This is a genomic window from Paracoccaceae bacterium (assembly GCA_019454225.1).
Classification (GTDB): Bacteria; Pseudomonadota; Alphaproteobacteria; order Rhodobacterales; family Rhodobacteraceae.
Map to the genome: position 1 here is coordinate 1,033,919 of CP075370.1, position 17,651 is coordinate 1,051,569.

The 17,651-nt window shown below is 68.6% G+C and carries 12 protein-coding genes; 3 read left to right on the forward strand and 9 right to left on the reverse strand.

The genetic code is table 11. The features are described 5' to 3' along the window. The 3 genes from KF887_04895 to KF887_04905 form a co-directional block, all read right to left on the reverse strand. Entirely contained in the window at positions 1 to 999 is a 999-nt protein-coding gene (locus KF887_04895) for a glycosyltransferase family 2 protein (GenBank protein ID QYK42462.1), read from the reverse strand. Positions 1,000 to 1,002: 3 nt separating this feature from the next. Further along, the gene (locus tag KF887_04900; protein QYK43440.1) at positions 1,003 to 7,506 is read right to left on the reverse strand and encodes a KR domain-containing protein; all 6,504 of its coding nucleotides are present in this window, start codon (positions 7,504 to 7,506) and stop codon (positions 1,003 to 1,005) included. 103 nt (positions 7,507 to 7,609) lie between these two features. Next, positions 7,610 to 9,019 carry a hypothetical protein gene (locus KF887_04905; protein ID QYK42463.1) on the reverse strand — a complete coding sequence of 470 codons (1,410 nt, stop codon included), beginning with the start codon at positions 9,017 to 9,019 and terminating at the stop codon, positions 7,610 to 7,612. A 157-nt stretch (positions 9,020 to 9,176) separates the two neighbouring features. On the opposite strand from KF887_04905, the gene KF887_04910 reads away from it, so the two are divergent. Continuing rightward, a complete protein-coding gene (locus KF887_04910) occupies positions 9,177 to 9,947 on the forward strand; it encodes a WecB/TagA/CpsF family glycosyltransferase (GenBank protein QYK42464.1) in 771 nt (256 codons plus the stop codon). Between the two features lie 14 nt (positions 9,948 to 9,961). Here KF887_04910 and KF887_04915 read toward each other — a convergent pair whose 3' ends face one another. Continuing rightward, a complete protein-coding gene (locus KF887_04915; protein QYK42465.1) occupies positions 9,962 to 10,975 on the reverse strand; it encodes a glycosyltransferase family 2 protein in 1,014 nt (337 codons plus the stop codon). Positions 10,976 to 11,273: 298 nt separating this feature from the next. Here KF887_04915 and KF887_04920 point away from each other — a divergent pair, with 298 nt between their 5' ends. Together KF887_04920 and KF887_04925 are read left to right on the forward strand one after the other, a co-directional pair. Continuing rightward, on the forward strand, positions 11,274 to 12,212 hold the full coding sequence (locus KF887_04920) for a P-loop NTPase (protein ID QYK42466.1): 939 nt from the start codon (positions 11,274 to 11,276) through the stop codon (positions 12,210 to 12,212). A gap of 3 nt (positions 12,213 to 12,215) precedes the next feature. Then, positions 12,216 to 13,571, forward strand: a complete 1,356-nt coding sequence (locus KF887_04925) for a hypothetical protein (GenBank protein ID QYK42467.1) — start codon at positions 12,216 to 12,218, stop codon at positions 13,569 to 13,571. Positions 13,572 to 13,608: 37 nt separating this feature from the next. Here KF887_04925 and KF887_04930 read toward each other — a convergent pair whose 3' ends face one another. The 5 genes from KF887_04930 to rfbC all read right to left on the reverse strand — a co-directional run bounded on the left by KF887_04930 (position 13,609) and on the right by rfbC (position 17,572). Next, positions 13,609 to 14,310 (reverse strand): sugar transferase, encoded by a 702-nt coding sequence (locus KF887_04930; protein QYK42468.1) that lies wholly within the window; start codon positions 14,308 to 14,310, stop codon positions 13,609 to 13,611. A gap of 462 nt (positions 14,311 to 14,772) precedes the next feature. Beyond that, positions 14,773 to 14,961 carry a hypothetical protein gene (locus tag KF887_04935; protein ID QYK42469.1) on the reverse strand — a complete coding sequence of 63 codons (189 nt, stop codon included), beginning with the start codon at positions 14,959 to 14,961 and terminating at the stop codon, positions 14,773 to 14,775. A gap of 156 nt (positions 14,962 to 15,117) precedes the next feature. Continuing rightward, entirely contained in the window at positions 15,118 to 15,972 is an 855-nt protein-coding gene (gene rfbD / locus KF887_04940) for a dTDP-4-dehydrorhamnose reductase (GenBank protein ID QYK42470.1), read from the reverse strand. Then, on the reverse strand, positions 15,969 to 17,009 hold the full coding sequence (gene rfbB / locus KF887_04945; protein QYK42471.1) for a dTDP-glucose 4,6-dehydratase: 1,041 nt from the start codon (positions 17,007 to 17,009) through the stop codon (positions 15,969 to 15,971). The genes rfbD and rfbB overlap by 4 nt, the downstream gene beginning before the upstream one ends. Beyond that, positions 17,006 to 17,572, reverse strand: coding sequence for a dTDP-4-dehydrorhamnose 3,5-epimerase (gene rfbC / locus KF887_04950; protein ID QYK42472.1), 567 nt, complete (start codon positions 17,570 to 17,572; stop codon positions 17,006 to 17,008). Before rfbC ends, rfbB begins: the two co-directional genes overlap by 4 nt. Positions 17,573 to 17,651 lie beyond the last annotated feature (79 nt).

The window sequence follows — 17,651 nt, forward strand, 5'->3', positions numbered from 1 at the left end:
CTACTCTGCCGCTTGCCTCGTCGCCATGGCACGCCCCCGTGGCGAGATCATGGCATGCAGGGCATGGCTGCCCATGTCCCGCAGAAAGCGCGGCGGATCGGCCCTGTCCTTGCGCTGGATCAGGCAGCGCAGCCGCCACAGCGTGCCGCCCGCCAGATGGGCCAGGGTCGCGGCGATCCATGTGGCGCGGCCATGGACCTTGGTGAAGTACCGCATCCGGCTGTCGAACCAGTAGCCGGGCACGCGCCGCCATCCCTTCATGCCGGTCGAGGCCGATCCCACATGCGCGACGCGGCTTTCGACCACATAGTCGGCGGGCCACCCCGCAGCGGCGGCGCGGTGGCAGAGTTCCGTTTCCTCGAAATACAGAAAGAACCCCTCGTCAAACAGTCCGATCCGGTCCAGCACGTCCATCCGCATCATCAGCGACGCCCCGGCAAGCCAGTCGACCCGTGTGGTCGCCTGCGGGATCGGCTGCGCCACGATCCGGCGGCGCAGCAGGCGGCTGACCGGCCCGAAGCGCAGCGACGCCTCGAACTCGCCCGCGACCGAGGGGAACCGGAATGCGGTGCGATGCGGCGCACCATCGGTGCCGTAGATCGTGCTGCCTGCAAAACCCGTGCCGCGGTGGCGTTCCAGGTGATCGAGCAGCGCGCGGATGGCGTCGGGTTCCGGAAAGGCGTCGGAATTCAGGATGTAGACATAGTCGGGCCTGACACCGCCGGGCAGGCCTGCGCGTATGCCGACGTTGTTGCCCGCCCCGAACCCGCCGTTCCGGCCCGACTGGATCACCCGGACCGGTGTCTTGCCGTCGTCCGGCCCCTGCTGTTGCGCCGCAACCACCTCGGTCATCCGCTCGAACGATCCATCCTGCGAGTCGTTGTCCACCACGGTGATGGCGCCGTCGATCCTGGTCATCGCACGGCGCGCTGCATCCAGCGCGCGCAGCGTCATGTCGGGGCTGCGCCAGTTCAGGATCACGGTCAGGACAGTGGGCATCGGCTATTCCGCGGCCCGTGCCAGCGGCGCGAGCGAGGGCGTCTCGACCCCCGCGATCTCCGCCCGCAGGCGGGCAGCCAGGACGCGGACGTTGGGCTCCAGCACCATGCTGTCGTGGTCGCCCGGCACCTCGATCACGCGCAGGGCCGGGGCAAATGGGGTCAGGTCATTGTCGGGGGACACATATTCCCTGGCCCGGCTGACCCAGCGGCCGCCCGTCACCCGCCAGTGCCGATCCAGCGGCGGGCGGAACAGCACGGTCGCACCCATCCGCTGCGGCAGGGTATAGTCGGCCACCGAGGCGCGGAACGCCGCCTCGATCGCCGCGTTGTGGAAGGTACCCTCGGCCTCTGCCGCTGGCCCGGCCGCCAGGCGCCGTTTCCATTCGGCACGCGCCTGCAGCCATTCCCGTGCATAGGCGGGGCCCTTGCGGCGGAACTCCGCCAGCTTGATCATCGCCTTGTCGGCCCTGGAAAGAGCAGGGCGCACCGGCAGGGGCGTGTCCAGCAAGGCAAGCATCGCCACCTCCTCCCCGTCACCCTCAAGCTGCCGCGCGATTTCCCAGGCGGTCAGGCCGCCACCGGAAAACCCGCCCAGCAGGAAGGGGCCGTGCGGCTGCACCTGTCGCATTTCGGCGATGATGTCGGCGGCGGCGGCGGGCAGGCTTTCATGCGGCGCCTCATCCCCGTAGAGCCCGCGCGCCTGCAGGCCGTAGAACGGCCGATCGCCCCCCAGAAGCTGCGCAAGATGGCGAAGGTTGAGCACGTTGCCGAACATTCCCGCGACCAGGAAGAACGGCGTGCCCGGTCCGCCGTCGCGTTCGTGCATCGGCACCAGATGGGTGAACCTGCGGCGCGGAGCGGCGGCCTGGGGCCTTGCCCCCTCGGCCTCGACAGGGCCGATGCGGTCCTCGATCAGCCGCGCGCAGGCGGCGATGGTCGGTGCCTCGAACAGCACCGAGATCGGAAACTCGACCCGGAATGCCTTCTTGACCATGGCGAACAGCCGGACGGCGATCAGGCTGTGGCCGCCGAGGGCAAAGAAGTCATCCTCGACCCCCACCTTCGCCACACCGAGCAGATCGGTCCAGAACCCTGCCAGCGTGCGTTCGATCTCGTTTCGGGGTTCGACAAAGGCGGTATCCAGATCGGGCCGCTCGAAGGACTGGCCTTCGGGCCGCGCCGACTCGGTCCGCGCGGCCTGGGCGATCAGGGCGGGCAGGTCCAGCGACGAGACATAGACATGGCTGGACCCCAGCGACAGCGCGCGGGCAAAGGCCTCGACCCCCTCGGCCGGCCGGATGCCCTGGACCAGATTCGCGGCAAGCCGTTCCTCGGCCGCCGTCAGGCTGCGCTTGGCGGGGGTATCGTCGAACTCGAGATCGCGGGAAGAAACCGGCGCGGCGGTCAGCGCGCCCTCGATCCGCCGCATCGAGAAACCCCGCACCTCGGCCACGACCCGGCCTTCCGGATCGGCCAGCACGATGTCGAAGGCAGCAGAGCCCGCGGCGGCGCCGGGCGCAAGCCGGACATGGCTGGTCACCTCGGCCGGCAGCGGGGCGAACACGCGCAGGCGCCCGTAGGACAGCGGCACCCACAGGTGCGACGGCGAATAGCTCGGGATCAGGGGCATGGCCCAGCCTGTCGCCAGGTCCATCAGCGCCGGATGCAGCGGCCAATGGCCCGCCTCGGCACCGAACGCCACCGGCAACGCCAGCCGCGCGACGCCCTCGCCGTTCCCGAACGCCCGCGACCGGATGACCCGCCAGCGTGCACCGAAGGCCAGATGCGCCTCTTGCGGGCTTTCCAGGCCCTCGCCCGTTTCGGCCGTGCCACAGCGCAAGGCGGCGCCGGTATCGAACCCAGGGGCGGTGTCGCGCAGCGGTGCCAGACGGCCCTGCGCATGCGTGATCCAGCCCTGCCGCCCCTGATGGGTGACGCCCGACTGCACCTCGACCGCGAAGCCTTCGTCGGTCGCCGTCAGCCGAAGGCGCAAGGCGCGGTTGTCCCCGTCGGCCACTTCAAGTGCGCGGAAGAACGTGAGATCTGCCAGTTCGAAGGCCGTCATGCCCTCGGCGCGCGCCGCCTCGGCGACCAGTTCCAGATAGCCGGTGCCCGGGAACACCGCCTGCCCGCCCTTCATCCGGTGCTGGTCAAGCACCCAGTCGGCGGTGGTCAGGCGTGCCTCGTAGACCCGCCGCCCCGTGGCGTCAAAGCTCGCCTCGGTCAGAAGCGGCCCGGAGACAGGCAGGCGCGGTGCGGCGGGGCGGGTGCCCAGCCGGTCTGCCAGGGCCTCGGCCGCCATGCCCACGCCCGACCATATGCCCCAGTTCAGCGCCACGACCCGCGTCTTGCCGCCCGCCCGCGACTGTGCCCAGGCATTCAGGAACTCGTTTGCGGCCACGTAGTCCACCTGACCGGCCGGCGCCGTGACGGTGGAGGTTGACGCGAACACGACCATCCAGTCCAGCCGCCCGTCGGGAAAGATCGCGTCGAGCACCTGCGTGCCGTGCAGCTTGGGCGCGAGAACCTCCTCGACACCGCCGGGGGTCTTGCCCAGCATCGGCCCGTCGTCCACCACCCCCGCCGCGTGGATCACCGCCGCGATCCGCCCCAGCCGCGCCTCGCCAAGCGCTACGGCCGCGCGCATCTCGTCGGGGTTGCAGACGTCCGCGACCGCAACCTCGACCGTGCCGCCGATCGCGTCCAGCCGCTGCATCGCCAGGATCCGCCGCGACGCGGCATCGTCCGGGCCGCGCGCCGCCAGATGCGCAGCCCAGCCGTCGCGCGGCGGCAGGGGGCGGCGTGCCACGATGAGGATCTTTGCCTTGTGGTTCCGGATCAGGTCTTCCGCCAGCGTCAGGCCGATTCCGCCGAAGCCGCCCGTGACCATCACCGTGGCGCCCTCGGCCAGCGGCAGTTCGCCGACAGGCAGGTCCACGGCACGCAGTCCCCGTTCAAAGCGTCGCGCTCCGCGCAGGGCCGCCACGCTGTCGGCAGGCTGGGCCAGCATCTCCTCCAGCACCTGCACGACCAGCGGCCCGGGCACCCCGCCCCGTCGCGACGCGGGTAGCTCCAGGTCCAGCGTGGTGCAGGTCACGCCCGGCAACTCGCGCGGAATGATCCGCGCCGGGCCTGCGACCGCCGCCTTCTCGGGATGCGCAAGCCCGCCGTCGCGCAGGCGCGCTGCGCCGGTCGTCATGACCGTCATGTGGACGGGGCGCGGCACGTTTTCCTCGGCCATCGCCTGGCCCAGGAACAGCAGGCTCCAGAACCCCTGTTCGAGGTTCCGCTGGAAGAAGCTCGATCCCGGCCGGAAGGTTTCTGTTGCGGTCACCAGCCAGAAATGAGCGACCCGGGTTGGGGCCAGCCCGCGCGCCACCAGGTCGCGCACCAGCAGGTCATACCCTTCGCGCCCGCGCTCGGGCGACAGGGTGTAGGCGTCGCCATCGCGGCGGAACGCATCACCCGCGCGCACCGTGACGACCCGATGTCCGGCATCGCGCAGGCGGTCCGCGCAGGCGGCGGCAAGGCCGGTCTCGTCCGTGAAGATCGCCCATGTCTCGCGTGGCAGGCTGTCGAGTTCGGTTTCCACATCGGCGGCACAGTCGGCGGCGCGGGGTCGCCAGTGCGGCACCCAACCCCATCGGGCGATATCGTCGCTGCGTGCGGGCGCCGTCTCTGTCTCGACGGCTGCGGGGGTGCCGGGCGAAATGAAATAGGGCTTCCGCTGGAACGGATAGGTTGGCAGGGGCACACGCTGGCGCGCGGCCTCGCCCCAGACGGGTTCCCAATCGACCGTCACGCCGCAGGCCCAGAGCCGCGCGATGGTCGCCATGTGCCAGGCATCGTCGGCCATGGCCTGCCCGGGGTGGCGCAGCGCGGGGATCACCTGTCCGGCGGCGACACCGTTGGCCTGCGCCAGGGACGAAAGCGCCCGGCCCGGACCCATCTCCATGAACACCCGCCCGGGAACCTGCACAAGATGGGCCATGCCTTCGGCAAAGCGCACCGTGCTGCGCAGATGCGCGACCCAGTACTCCGGATCGGTGGCTTCGGCGGCTGTCAGCGGTCGGCCCGTGCGGTTGGAGATTACCGGCAGCACCGGCGGTGACAGCGGGATGCTGCGCAGGAAGTCACCGAACCGGCCGAGGATCGGTTCCAGCATGCGGGAATGCGCCGCGATGTCGATCGCGACGCGCTGCGTCTCGATCCCCTCGGCGGCAAGCCCGGACGCGAGATCGGCCAGCATCGCATCCGGCCCTGACACCACGCAAAGGCCCGGCGCGTTGACCGAGGCCATGTCAAGACCCTCGGGCAGGCGCGCGACAAGGTCCGCAGCGTCCATCGGAACCGATAGCATTCCGCCCGGTGGCACGGTGTCGAACAACTGGCCGCGCAGGTGGACCAGCCCGATGCAATCCTCGAACCGCAACACGCCGGCAAGGCAGGCCGCGGTATTCTCGCCCATCGAATGACCGATCAGGGCGTGTGGTGTCACGCCCCAGCTTTCGAACAGCCGTGCGAGGGCGTACTCCACGATCATGATCAGCGGCAACTGGACCGAGGGACGCTTCAGCCGCGCGTCGGCCGCTGCCTCGGCACCCCGGGCGGGCAGCCAGAGATCGCGGATCGAATAGTCCAGCCGTGGTTCGAGCACGGCCAGCCCGCGATCCACCCAGTCGCGAAACACCGGTTCGGTTTCGTAGAGGTCGCGCGCCATTCCAGCGTATTGCGCCCCGCCGCCGGGGAACATGAACACGACCTGGGGCGCTTCGCCCAGGTGGTCATGCGTCCAGACCCGCCGCGCGTCGGCCCCTTCCAGCAATGCCGCCGCCTCGGCATGGTTTTCGGCCACGATCACGCGACGCTTCTCGAAATGCCGCCGGCCCTGCTTCAGGGTCCAGGCCACATCGGCCAGCGGCTGTTCAGGATGTGCCCGCAGATGCGCGGCCAGCCTGGCCGACGCTTCGTCCAGTGCGGCGCGGGACCGGGCCGAGATGACGAGGGGCTGGAAGGGCCAGTCGCTTTCGGGGCTGGCCGGGCGCGCAGGCGGTTCTTCGATCACGACATGCGCATTGGTGCCGCCCACCCCGAGCGAGTTGACACCCGCCCGCCGGGGCGTTCTGCCCGCCGGGAAATCCGTCAGCCGGTCGGCAACGCGAAAGGGCGAGCCGTCGAAGGCGATCGCGGGATTTGGCGCCTCGAACCCCAGCGTTGGCGGGATCGTGCCGGTGGTCACGGCCAGAGATGCCTTGATCAGGCTGGCCACGCCCGCCGCCGTGTCCAGGTGCCCGATGTTTGTCTTGACGCTGCCGATGCGGCAGAAATCGACGGCGTCGGTGGTTTCGCGGAATGCCTGCGTCAGCGCCGCCACCTCGATAGGGTCGCCCAGGTAGGTGCCGGTGCCGTGGCACTCCACATAGCCCACGCTGTCGGCCGATATCCCCGCGACGGCCTGCGCCTCGGCGATGCAGGCGGCCTGCCCCTCGACCGACGGCGCAAGGTATCCGGCCTTTGCGGCACCGTCATTGTTGACCGCCGATCCCTTGATCACCGCCCAGACATGATCGCCATCGGCAATCGCGTCGGCCAGCCGCCGCAACACCACGCAGCCCGCACCGCTGCCAAAGACGGTGCCCTGCGCACGGTGGTCGAAGGCGTGGCAATGTCCGTCGGGCGACAGGATCTCGCCTTCCTGATAGACATAGCCGCGCCCCTGCGGCAGTTCGACGGTCACGCCCCCCGCAAGGGCCATGTCGCATTCGCCGTTCAGCAGCGCCTGGCAGGCGTAGTGGACCGCGACCAGCGATGTCGAACAGGCAGTCTGCACGTTGATCGAGGGACCCTTGAAGTCAAACACATGGCTGACCCGGGTGGCCAGGAAATCCTTGTCGTTGCCGGTGTGGCGCAGCAGGAACATGCCCGTGTCCTCGACAAGACCGGGGTTCGAGCACAGGTTGAAGTAGAAATAGCTGCCCATCCCGCAGCCCGCCCAGATGCCCACGGCACCCGGAAAGCCTTCTGGCGGATGGCCGGCATCCTCCAGGGCTTCCCATGCCACCTCGAGGAACTGGCGGTGCTGGGGGTCGAGGATTGCCGCCTCCTTGGGAGAGAAGCCGAAGAACTCGGCATCGAAGCGCTCGAACCCGTCCAACGGGGCGGCCGCCCGCACATAGCGCGGATGGCGCATGCGCGAGGGGCTTTCGCCGGCGGCCAGAAGATCGTCCTCGGTCAGCGGGCGGATCGACTCGATGCCCCGGACCAGGTTGTCCCAATACGCCGACACCGAAGGCGCGCCCGGCAGATGGGCGGCCATGCCCACGATGGCGATATCGTTCGCCCCGATGCGCGCGCCTTGCGTCACACTGTCCCCCGATTGCCTGCCCGTGCGCCTTGCCTGACGCCGCAAGCGCAAAATACCGCAAAGCGCCCCCCGGGGCCACCCGCCCGGGCCGATGGCACGAACCGTCGCGCGAGGGGCCACAATGCCGCAGAAATGCCGCATTCCCGCCTCGATTCCCGCCCGATCATGGCGGCGCGGGGCCATGTCGGCCGGGGCATCCGGTAAAATGCCGCGTATTCGCGCCGTCCCGCGAACAGTCGGCGGGTCAGATTGCGGTGCGTCTGCCCTGTGGCAGGGTTGCGGCCCATTCGGCCTGCGCCCGTTCCCGTCGGGCCCGCGCCAGTCCCTCGGCCCAGGCCATCAGCGCCCCGCCCATCAGCCACGTGAACGGGATGATCGTGTCATTCGGCAAGAGGTCGACAAGGTTCGCGGCATAGATCAGCGCCACCGCACATCCCCAGCGGCTGAATGCCAGGCTTTTCGACAGGATCGCCTCGCGCCCCAGCATCAGGAGCGGCAGCACCAGCATGCCGAACATCGCGGCATAGCCAAGCCAGCCATAGGTGCCCAGAACGATGATCCAGCCGCCGTCGGGTACCGACAGGATGCGCCCGTCATAGGGGTCGAGGATCAGGGACCGCCCGTATCCGCCCCAGCCGAACCAGAACTTCTCTTGCGCCCGCGCCAGAAGCTGTTCCTCGTTCAGGATGCGGTATTCGAGCGACTGGTGGCGTTCGGTGCTGATCGACTTGGCAAAGGCAAGAATGTCGTCCAGCGGCACCAGATGCGCGCCGCGCAGGAACGGATAGGTGATCACGATCACGGCCAGCGCGGCCCCCAGCAGCAGCTGCACGCGCCGGGGCGCGAACAGGATCACCGGGGTCAGTCCAAGCGCGTATGCCAACGGCCCGAGGCTGCGGCACTGCGTCAGGACCAGCATGAGGTACAGCCAGATCACTAGCCGTTTCGGGCGCTCTTCGGGTCCGGAGTCGCGCAGCAGGACAAGGGCCGACATGGCCGCCATCAGCGCGAAGAACGCCACCCACAACCCGTGTGGCATGAACACCATGGGCCTGAACCCGCCACCCCGCATGGACTGGCTGAAATCGTGCTGGAAGAACCCGTAGATCCAGGTGTTCAGCTGCGGCGACAGTCGCGCCTCCAGCAGCATCGGCAGCGAATAGATCAGCCCGGCCGTCACCAGTGCCTGCACCAGCATGCGCATGCCGTCATCCGTGCCAAGGAAGCGGCGGGCGAGGAAGAACGGGATCAATGCGATCAGCTGCCCCGCGACGTAGGAGATCGCGTCATAGGCCCGCAGTGCCGGCACATCGCCCAGGTAGATGGAGATCGGGTCGGGGTTTGTTACCGCCGTGGCGAAGGGGCTGATGACGAACAGCAGCAGCAGCACCCGCGAAACCGGCCCCGGCGGCAGCACCGGAACCCGTTCGCGCAGCAGAAGCAGCGTGAAGATCAGCGCGCAGAGGTTCGATATGGAAAACTTGTCCATGTCGGGAATGGCGGGAAGATCGAACTTCACCTGCTCCGGCGGCAGCAGCATGTAGGCCAGCAGGATGGCCCAGATCAGCGCCCGTGCAGGTGGCAGACGGGAGTAGAGTGCCCAGGCCAGCAGGGGCCAGGCAGCCAGCATCGCATAGGCAAGCGCATTTCCCATGGCGGGTCCCGACCGTCAGCCAACTGCCCGATAGCACGAAACGCCCCGCCGGACCATCGCAGGGGTCTGCGGAAACGGAGTGTTCGCGGACCGGGAGGAATCTGGCGGGTCGCCCCTGTCCGGGCCGCATGCTATGCGGCGCTTGAAGGAGAGGGCGATGGAGTTCCGTTTCGGCAGTACGCGTATCCGTGTCACCCACCCCGACCGCGCGGCGGCCGGGCGAGAGGTCGCGTCAAGGCTGGCAGCGGGGCGGGGGTTCGCGCTGGCCACGATCAACCTTGACCATCTTGTGAAACTGGGCAGCGACGAGGCGTTCCGTGCGGCCTATGCGGCGCAGGACATCGTGGTGGCCGATGGCAACCCGATCGTCTGGCTGTCGCGGCTGGCCGGGCGTCCGGTGCAGCTTGTTCCGGGGTCCGACCTTGTCGTTCCCCTTGTCGAACTGGCCGCGGCCGCCGGGGTGGCCGTGGCCATGGTGGGCAGCACGCCAGATGCTCTGTCCGCGGCCGCGCGCGATCTGGAGGGCCGGGTACCGGGGGCGCGCCTCGGCCCGCTGATTGCCCCACCCATGGGCTTTGATCCGTGCGGCGAGGCCGCCGCGGGCATCCTGGCAGAACTGGCGGCCGTCGGGCCCTGCCTGTGCCTGTTGGCGCTTGGCGCACCGAAGCAGGAACAGCTGGCCGCGCGCGGGCGGCACCTGGCGCCGCAGGTCGGGTTTGCATCGGTGGGGGCGGGGATCGACTTTCTGGCCGGCACCCAGGTGCGTGCGCCCGCATGGGTGCGTCGGATCGCGTTGGAGTGGCTGTGGCGGATGCTGTCGGCGCCGGGCCGGCTCGGGCCCCGCTATGCAGCCTGCGCTGCGATCCTGCCGGGACAGGCCGTGGCCGCGCTGCGGTTGCGCCAGCGCCGGGAGGGCGGCGGAACCTGACCGGCGCCCGCCTGTCACTTGTATTCGATCAGTGTCCTTCGCCGGCCGCGCAGTCGGGCGAGATGGAACCCAAGCACCCCCTGCGCCTCGGCGGGTTTGCCGAGGATCGAGAACGCCGCGGCCTGCCACCCTGCCCATCCCTCGGCTCGCCAGCGCCAGCCCAGCCGCAGGGCCTGCAGCGGCCAGGCCAGCAGGATCACCAGACCGACCGGGTGGACCAGCCCCGCCAGCAGGCCCGCCACCGGCACCCCTGCCCCCCAGAGCAAGGCCCTTCGGGTCTCGGCCAGCCAGTGCCGCTCGGGGGCGCTGCCGTGCAGGTGTGCGCCTTCGGCAAAGGCATGCCCCGCCCGCCGGGTTCGCTGCCACCATTGCGAGAACCGGGTCATCGCCGCGTCATGCAGCGTCATCTCGGTGTCGAGCCGCCAGACCGTGCCCCCCATCCGCCTCAGGCGAAGGCAGAGTTCGGGTTCCTCTCCGGCGATCAGGTCTGCGCGATAGCCGCCAACCGCCTCGACAGCGGCGCGGCGCATCATCGCATCGCCGCCGCAGGCATTGGCGGGACCCGGGGGCGTATTCCACTCACGGTCGGCCAGCCGGTTCCAGACCGAGGCATCGGGAAAGCGTTCGCGCCGCCGGCCGCAGACAACCGTCACCTCAGGACGGTCCGCAAGGAACGTCGCCGCGGTCTCGATCCAGCCCGCAGCCACGATGCAGTCCCCGTCAACGAACTGGAGCAGCGGCGCGGCCGCCGGATCGGCGGTCAGCACCGCAAGTCCCGCGTTGCGCGCCCGCGCGGCGGTGAAAGGGTGCGAGAGGTCAAGTTGCACGGTCGTGGCCCCGGCACGTTCCGCTGCCGCGACGCTGTCATCCGTCGATCCGCTGTCGACATAGATGATGCGCCGGACCCGTCCGCCCAGCGAGTCGAGGCAGGCCACCAGCCGCTCTCCTTCGTTGCGGCCGATCACCACGGCATCGACCTCGGGTCGACCGGCCGTTGCTGTGGCTGTGGCTGGATGGGCAGGGTGCATGAGCACGTTTTCCCTTGGGCACTGCCGCGATCCTAGGCCCTTCCGCTGGAACCCGCCACCATGCTGCGTTGCGGCGTCACGGGCGCTTCCCCTTTTCGCGGAAGCGTTTATCTGCTATTCACCCATGTGACGGGCGGGGGCCCAGTCGATTCCGCCGTGCTGCGCGGCACTCGGGTCTGTTCCGGGGCGCATGCGGGTGGCGGTGTCTACTGCGCCCGGGCCCGCTGCAAGGCGGGTCGTAGTGCGTACCCGAAGCGGGTTCTTCCCGCGCCTGCAGGAGCCGGTCCGACCGATGAGCATGCACAAGATATCGGGGTTGGAGGGTCAGCCGATCGACGATCCGGGGGCTCCGGCCATGGATGACGACAGCTTCCGCAAGCTCGCCGAGGAGGCGCGGCGCCCTTTGGGTGCTGCCGCGCCGCTGTTCCGTGCCCCGCCGGATGTCCAGCGTGCCGCCCCGCGCGGGCCGGTGATGAACCTGCCTGTACCCGTGCCACGCATCGAACCGCCGAACCCGGTGCGGGTCTGGCAGTCGCTTGCGCCGGTCACGCTTGACCCCTTGCGCGTGGAAAGAAACGGACTGTTCGCAAAACCGTCATCTCATCCCGCCGCTGCGGCCTTCGACATCCTGCGCACGCGAACGATCATCGCGTGCCAGGAGAACGGCTGGCGCCGGATCGCCGTCACGGCGCCGCGACATGGTTGCGGGACCTCGCTTGTCGCGGCCAACCTGGGCCTGAGCATGGCGCGGCGGCCTGATGCGCGTATCGTCCTGCTGGATTTTGACCTGCGGCACCCCGCGCTTGCCACCCGCTTCGGCCTGCGCGAGACGAACCGGATGCGCGACATGCTGACCGGGTTGGAACCCGTAGAAAGCCATCTGCTGCGTGCCGGGAACGCGCTTGCGCTTGGTCTGAACGGCCGGGCGGAGGAGGGGGCGGCCGAACTGCTGCAATCGCCGGATACGGCGGATGCGGTGACGCAGATGATCGACCTGCTTGATCCCGAGGCGGTCATCTTCGATCTGCCGCCCGCACTGGATTCGGATGACGTGATGGCGGGGCTGGCGTTGTTTGACGCCGTGATCCTGGTGGCCGACGGGACGCGCACCACCGCAGCCGACATCACGGCCTGCGAACGCCTGTTCTCGGGTCATCTGCCGCTGATCGGGGTGGTGCTGAACCGGTCGCAGGAACTGTCGTTGTCGCGCCCCTGGCGCAGGCGGGGGCGGCGCTGAGCGATGGGGCAGATCCAGTCGATTGACGAGTTCCTTGGCCTTCTGCTGCGGCGGCGGCTGGTGATTGCCGCCGTGGCCGCGCTCGGCAGCGTGCTCGCGGTGATGTATGCGCTGTCGCGGCCCGTGCTGTTCGAAAGCGCGGCGGTCATCCAGGTCGAAACCCCGACCGTCAGCGATGGAACCGTGCCTTCGGCATCGGCGCAGCGGCTGCAGGCGATCCAGCAACGGCTGACTACGCGCGACAACTTCCTGGCGATGATCGACCGGCACGGGCTGTATGCGGGTCTGCCCGCCAGCGATGACGAGAAGGTGCATATGCTGCGCACCGCCGTGCGGTTCCAGACGGTCGCGTCGGCGGCGCCTTCGGTCTATGGGGCTCCGCAGGCGATTTCGGCGGTGATCATTCTGGCACAAGCCGACTCGGCGCCAAGCGCCGCGCGGATCGCCAATGATGTGGCGCAACAGATGCTGGACGCCGGAGCCGAAACGCAGACGGGCCGCGCCCGCGAGGCGCTGACCTTCTATACCGAGGAAGAGCGCCGCGTGGCCGCGGAGCTTGCGGCGCTCGAGGTCGAGGTCGCAAACTACCAGCAGGAGCACGCCGACGCCCTGCCGGGGCTGCGCGACCTGCGGCGGGACGAGATACTCGGCATCGAAAGCGATCTCCGCGCGGTCGAGGGTCAACTTGTCGCCATCTCGGTGGAACAGGCGGCTCTGACGGCATCCGGCCGCACGCTGCGCGAGACCGATCGGCGGCAGATCGAGGCGCTGGCTGGTCAGGCGGGCATGCTGACCGCGCGGCGCGACGCGCTGATGACGCGGCGCGAGGAACTGGTGCAGGCGATGTCGCGCATGCCCGAGGTAGAGCGCGCGCTTGCCGGATATGACCGGCGGCTGGACCAGTTGCGCACCCAGTACGACCAGGTGACCCGTCGCCTGTCCGATGCCGATACCGCCGCGAAGCTGGAGGAACGCCAGCAGGCAGAACGCTTTACGCTTCTGGAGCGCGCGGTGATCCCCGACTATCCGGTCACCGGTGGACGGAAGAAACTGGCGCTGGCGGGTGCGTTCGTCAGCGTGATCCTCGGCGTGATCGTGGCCTTTGCACTGGATCTTCTGACGCCCTATGTGCGGACATCGGCGCAGATGGAGCGCCAGATCGGGCTGCGCCCGATCGTGGCGATCCCCGAGATCCGTCATGTAAGACGGTTGCGGGATGACGGGTTGCCGGTCCGGCTGGAACTCGTGGAGCGCGGGATCGCCGACGGGCTTGGCCTGCGGGCCCGGCCCGAGATGCTGCGCTATGGGCTGATCGCGCTGGCTATCGCGATGATGATTGGCGTGGCGTCGATGATCTGACGGCGGCGCCCGGCGCCATGCCGGATCGCGGCCTGTTTCAGCAGCCCGTACCCTTGAGCACCACGCCAACGGTACGGCCGAGGATGCGAAGATCTGTCGCCAGAGACAGGTTCTCTTCGTAGACCCGGTCGAACTCGGCGCGTGCCGCAAAGCTGGTGGCGTTGCGCCCGGCGGTCTGCCAATGCCCTGTGATGCCTGGGCGCAACCGGTAATAGGACGCACCGTGATAGAGGTCGCGCTGCGAGGTCATCATGGGCCGAGGCCCGACCAGGCTCATGTCTCCGCGCAGGACGTTCCAGAGTTGCGGCAACTCATCGAGCGAGGACCGGCGAAGGAAACGCCCGAAGGGAGTGACGCGCGGGTCCTGCCGGAGCTTCTGCGTCAGGTTCCATTCGTCGCGTGCAGGCGGGTTGCCGGCAAGATGTGCCTCAAGCCGGGCATCGGCATCGGCCACCATGCTGCGCAGTTTCCACATACGGAAACTGCGCCCGCCCAGCCCCACCCTTTCCTGCGCGTAGAAGGCCGGCCCGCCGTCGCGCCTGACGGACAGGGCAAGGCCCGCAACCATCGGCACCACGAAGGGCGCGGCCGCAACCACCAGGGCAATATCCAGCGTCCGCTTGAAGAAGCGGCGGTAGGGGCCGGGCGCCCGATCGGGCCGTGCAGCGGGCCGGGCCAGAAGCCTGGGCCGGTCGGTGCCGGGCTCCGAGGGGAGGAACTCGGGGAAGTTGACGGTCATTGTCCCCGCCCCCGCAACAATTCAGCAGCAGGACGCCATGCCGGCGGCGACAACGCCATATCCTTCTGGCAAACAAATACCGGGGCGATCCGCGCGTGGCCGCGGACCCTGTCGTATCCAAGCTGCATGTCTCACAACCTTCGTGAGCGCCCCCAGGATGCATTTTACTAGAACTTGCTTGGACTTGGCGATGACGAACCTCACGGTTTCGACATGCTGGCGGCACATTCACCACGAAATTTCGCCGTTATTTTGCCTTGGTTCTGCGCTTCAATACCAATAGCGAAGGCGGTGTCAGATGCGATCAACCTATGGTTGAAAGCGGTCGCCAGGCGATTCGAGTGCGGTGCATTCCTGTGATCGCATGCGGCTGCGACGGGTACCCTGGTTCGGCCGCGTGAAGTGCCAAGCCGGATTGTTTCCGGGCGCGCGTGAATCCACAGACAACCCTGTGTCTGCGCGTCACTGCTGCTCGTCTTCGTCGGGCGAGGCGACCCGCTGCGCCATTGCCACGGCGAACAGCGTGGCGCCGAGGCTGCCGAACACGCCGTAGGCCAGAAAGGCCAGACCGAACGAACCGACGCTGCCCAGCACCATCGCCGCAGCCAGAAGTCCGGAGATCGTTCCGAACGCCACCAGTCCGATCAGCATCAGCCTCTCCCGTCGCTGCAGGTATGGTGACGCGTTGCCCGCGTAATTCAACCCTGACGTGCGCACTTGGTCTACGCTGTCGAATCTATGGGCGGATTGTGGCGTAAATGGTATATCGCGGCGGTTAGTTTGTGCTGATTTGACGGAATTGCGGCATCATCCGCGCAGGTCGCGCAGGGCATCGGCCAGCCATTGCCGCCAGTCGGGGCGGTCGATCCCGAAAGCCTGATGCAGGCTGCCGCAGTCCATCCGCGAATTGGCGGGACGGCGGGCGGGCGTGGGGTAGGCAGAGGCAGGGATGTCCTCGATCCGGCAGGCAAGCCCGGATTCGGCCATGATGGCCCGGGCGAAGTCGGCCCAGCTGACATCGGGTGCACCGCTGAAGTGATGAGTGCCGCCCGCGGCGCCCGCCGCCATGGCCCGGGCGGCGGTGATCAGGGCGTCCGCGATGGCAGCGGCGGGCGTGGGCCCGCCGACCTGGTCGGCCACGACCCGCAACATGTCACGTTCGCGACCCAACCGCAGCATGGTCTTCACGAAGTTCGCACCATGGGCCGAGAACACCCAGGAGGTGCGCAGGATCAGATGTGCCCCGCCTGCCGCACGCACCGCCTGTTCACCCGCCAGCTTCGACCGGCCATAGGCCCCCAGCGGAGCGACCGGATGATCCGGCATGAATGGCGTGTCACCCGCCCCGTCGAACACGTAGTCCGTCGAGACATGCAGGAACGGCACCCCCTGATCCGCGCAGGCACGCGCCATGGCGCCCGGCGCGGCACCGTTCACCACGGTTGCCGCCGTCTCTTCGGCCTCGGCCTTGTCGACGGCGGTCCATGCTGCGGCGTTGATCACCGCATCCACACGCGACGCCGCCACCGCCGCAGCGCAGGCCGCCGGATCGGACAGATCGGCGGCATCACGCCCGAGGAAGGTTGCCGAAAGGCCGACAGGCATCCGCCGGGCCAGTTCGGTCGCGACCTGGCCTGTCCGGCCGAAAACAAGCAGCTTCATGCCTTGACCCCCAGCCTTTCGCCAACACCCTGCCGGTCCAGCAGCGGCCGCCACCAGGCCTCGTTTTCCAGATACCAGCGAACCGTCCGGCGTAGGCCCTGCTCCAGCGTGACCGAAGGGCGCCAGCCCAGTTCCTCGCGGATGCGCGACGGGTCAATTGCATAGCGCAGGTCATGCCCCGGGCGGTCGGCGACATAGGTGATCAGCCTGTCATGCGGCGCGCCCTCGGGGTGCATCTCGTCCATCAGCGCGCAGATCATGCGTACGAGGTCGATGTTTGTCGCCTCGTTCTCGCCGCCGATGTTGTAGCTGCGTCCGAGCTTGCCCCTTTCGACCACAAGCAGAAGCGCGTCGGCGTGATCCTCGACGAAAAGCCAGTCGCGCACGTTCAGGCCCTGGCCATAGACCGGGATCGGCTTGCCCATCAGCGCATTCAGGATGACCACGGGCACCAGTTTCTCGGGAAAATGGAAAGGCCCGTAGTTGTTCGAGCAGTTGGTCATCACCACGGGCAGGCCATAGGTCTCGTGCCATGCACGCACCAGATGGTCGCTGGCGGCCTTGGAGGCCGAATACGGGCTGTTCGGGGCGTAGGGCGTGTCTTCGGTGAACTTGCCGGTCTCGCCCAGCGTGCCGAACACCTCGTCGGTCGAGATATGGTGGAACCGGAAACCCGATGGCCGACCGGCGCGGGTCCAGTGCGCGCGCGTGGCCTCAAGCATGTTGAAGGTGCCATTCACATTCGTCTGGATGAAGTCACCCGGGCCGTCGATGCTGCGGTCCACATGCGATTCGGCCGCGAGGTGCATCACCGCATCGGGGGCGTGGGTCGCGAACACGCGGTCGAGCGCGGCGCGGTCGCGGATGTCGGCCTGCTCGAAGCTGTAGAGGTTCGATCGTGCGGCGTCGGCCACATTCGCGAGATTCGCGGCATAGGTAAGCGCGTCGAGGTTCACCACCTCGTGCCCGCGCGACACTGCAAGCCGCACCACTGCCGAGCCGATGAAGCCCGCGCCGCCCGTGACCAGAATCTTCATGCCGCACCCATTTCGAAGGGCGACTGCCAGTCGCGGAACAGCGGCGCGACGGCATCCTTGCCCGAAAGCACGGGGGCCCGCCCGCCGAGCCCCCAGTCGATGCCGATGTCGGGATCGTCCCATCGCACGCCACCGTCGCAATCGGGGGCATAGATGTCGGTGCATTTGTACTGAACCTCGGTGTCGGGCACGCGCGTCACGAAGCCGTGCAGGAACCCCTTCGGCACCAGCAGTTGCCTGCCGTTCTCGGCGGTCAGTTCAACCCCGACCCATCTGCCATAGGTCGGCGACCCACGCCGCGCATCCACGGCGACGTCAAGGATCGCACCGCGCGAACAGCGCACCAGCTTGTCCTGCGCGTGCGGCGGGCGCTGATAGTGCAGGCCGCGCAGCGTGCCCACCGCCGCCGACATCGAGTGATTGTCCTGCACGAAGCCGAGGCTGACGCCCGCCGCGGCGAGTTTCGGGGCGCTCCAGGTTTCGCTGAACCAGCCACGGGCATCGCCAAACCGAGCCGGGGTCAGGATCAGCACGCCGGAAAGCGCGGTTTCTTCGATCTGCATCGGCATGTGTCCTTCTTCCGCAGGCCGCAGCCCCGTTTTCGGCCCCCACATGCACGTCATGACGCGCCCGACGCAACCC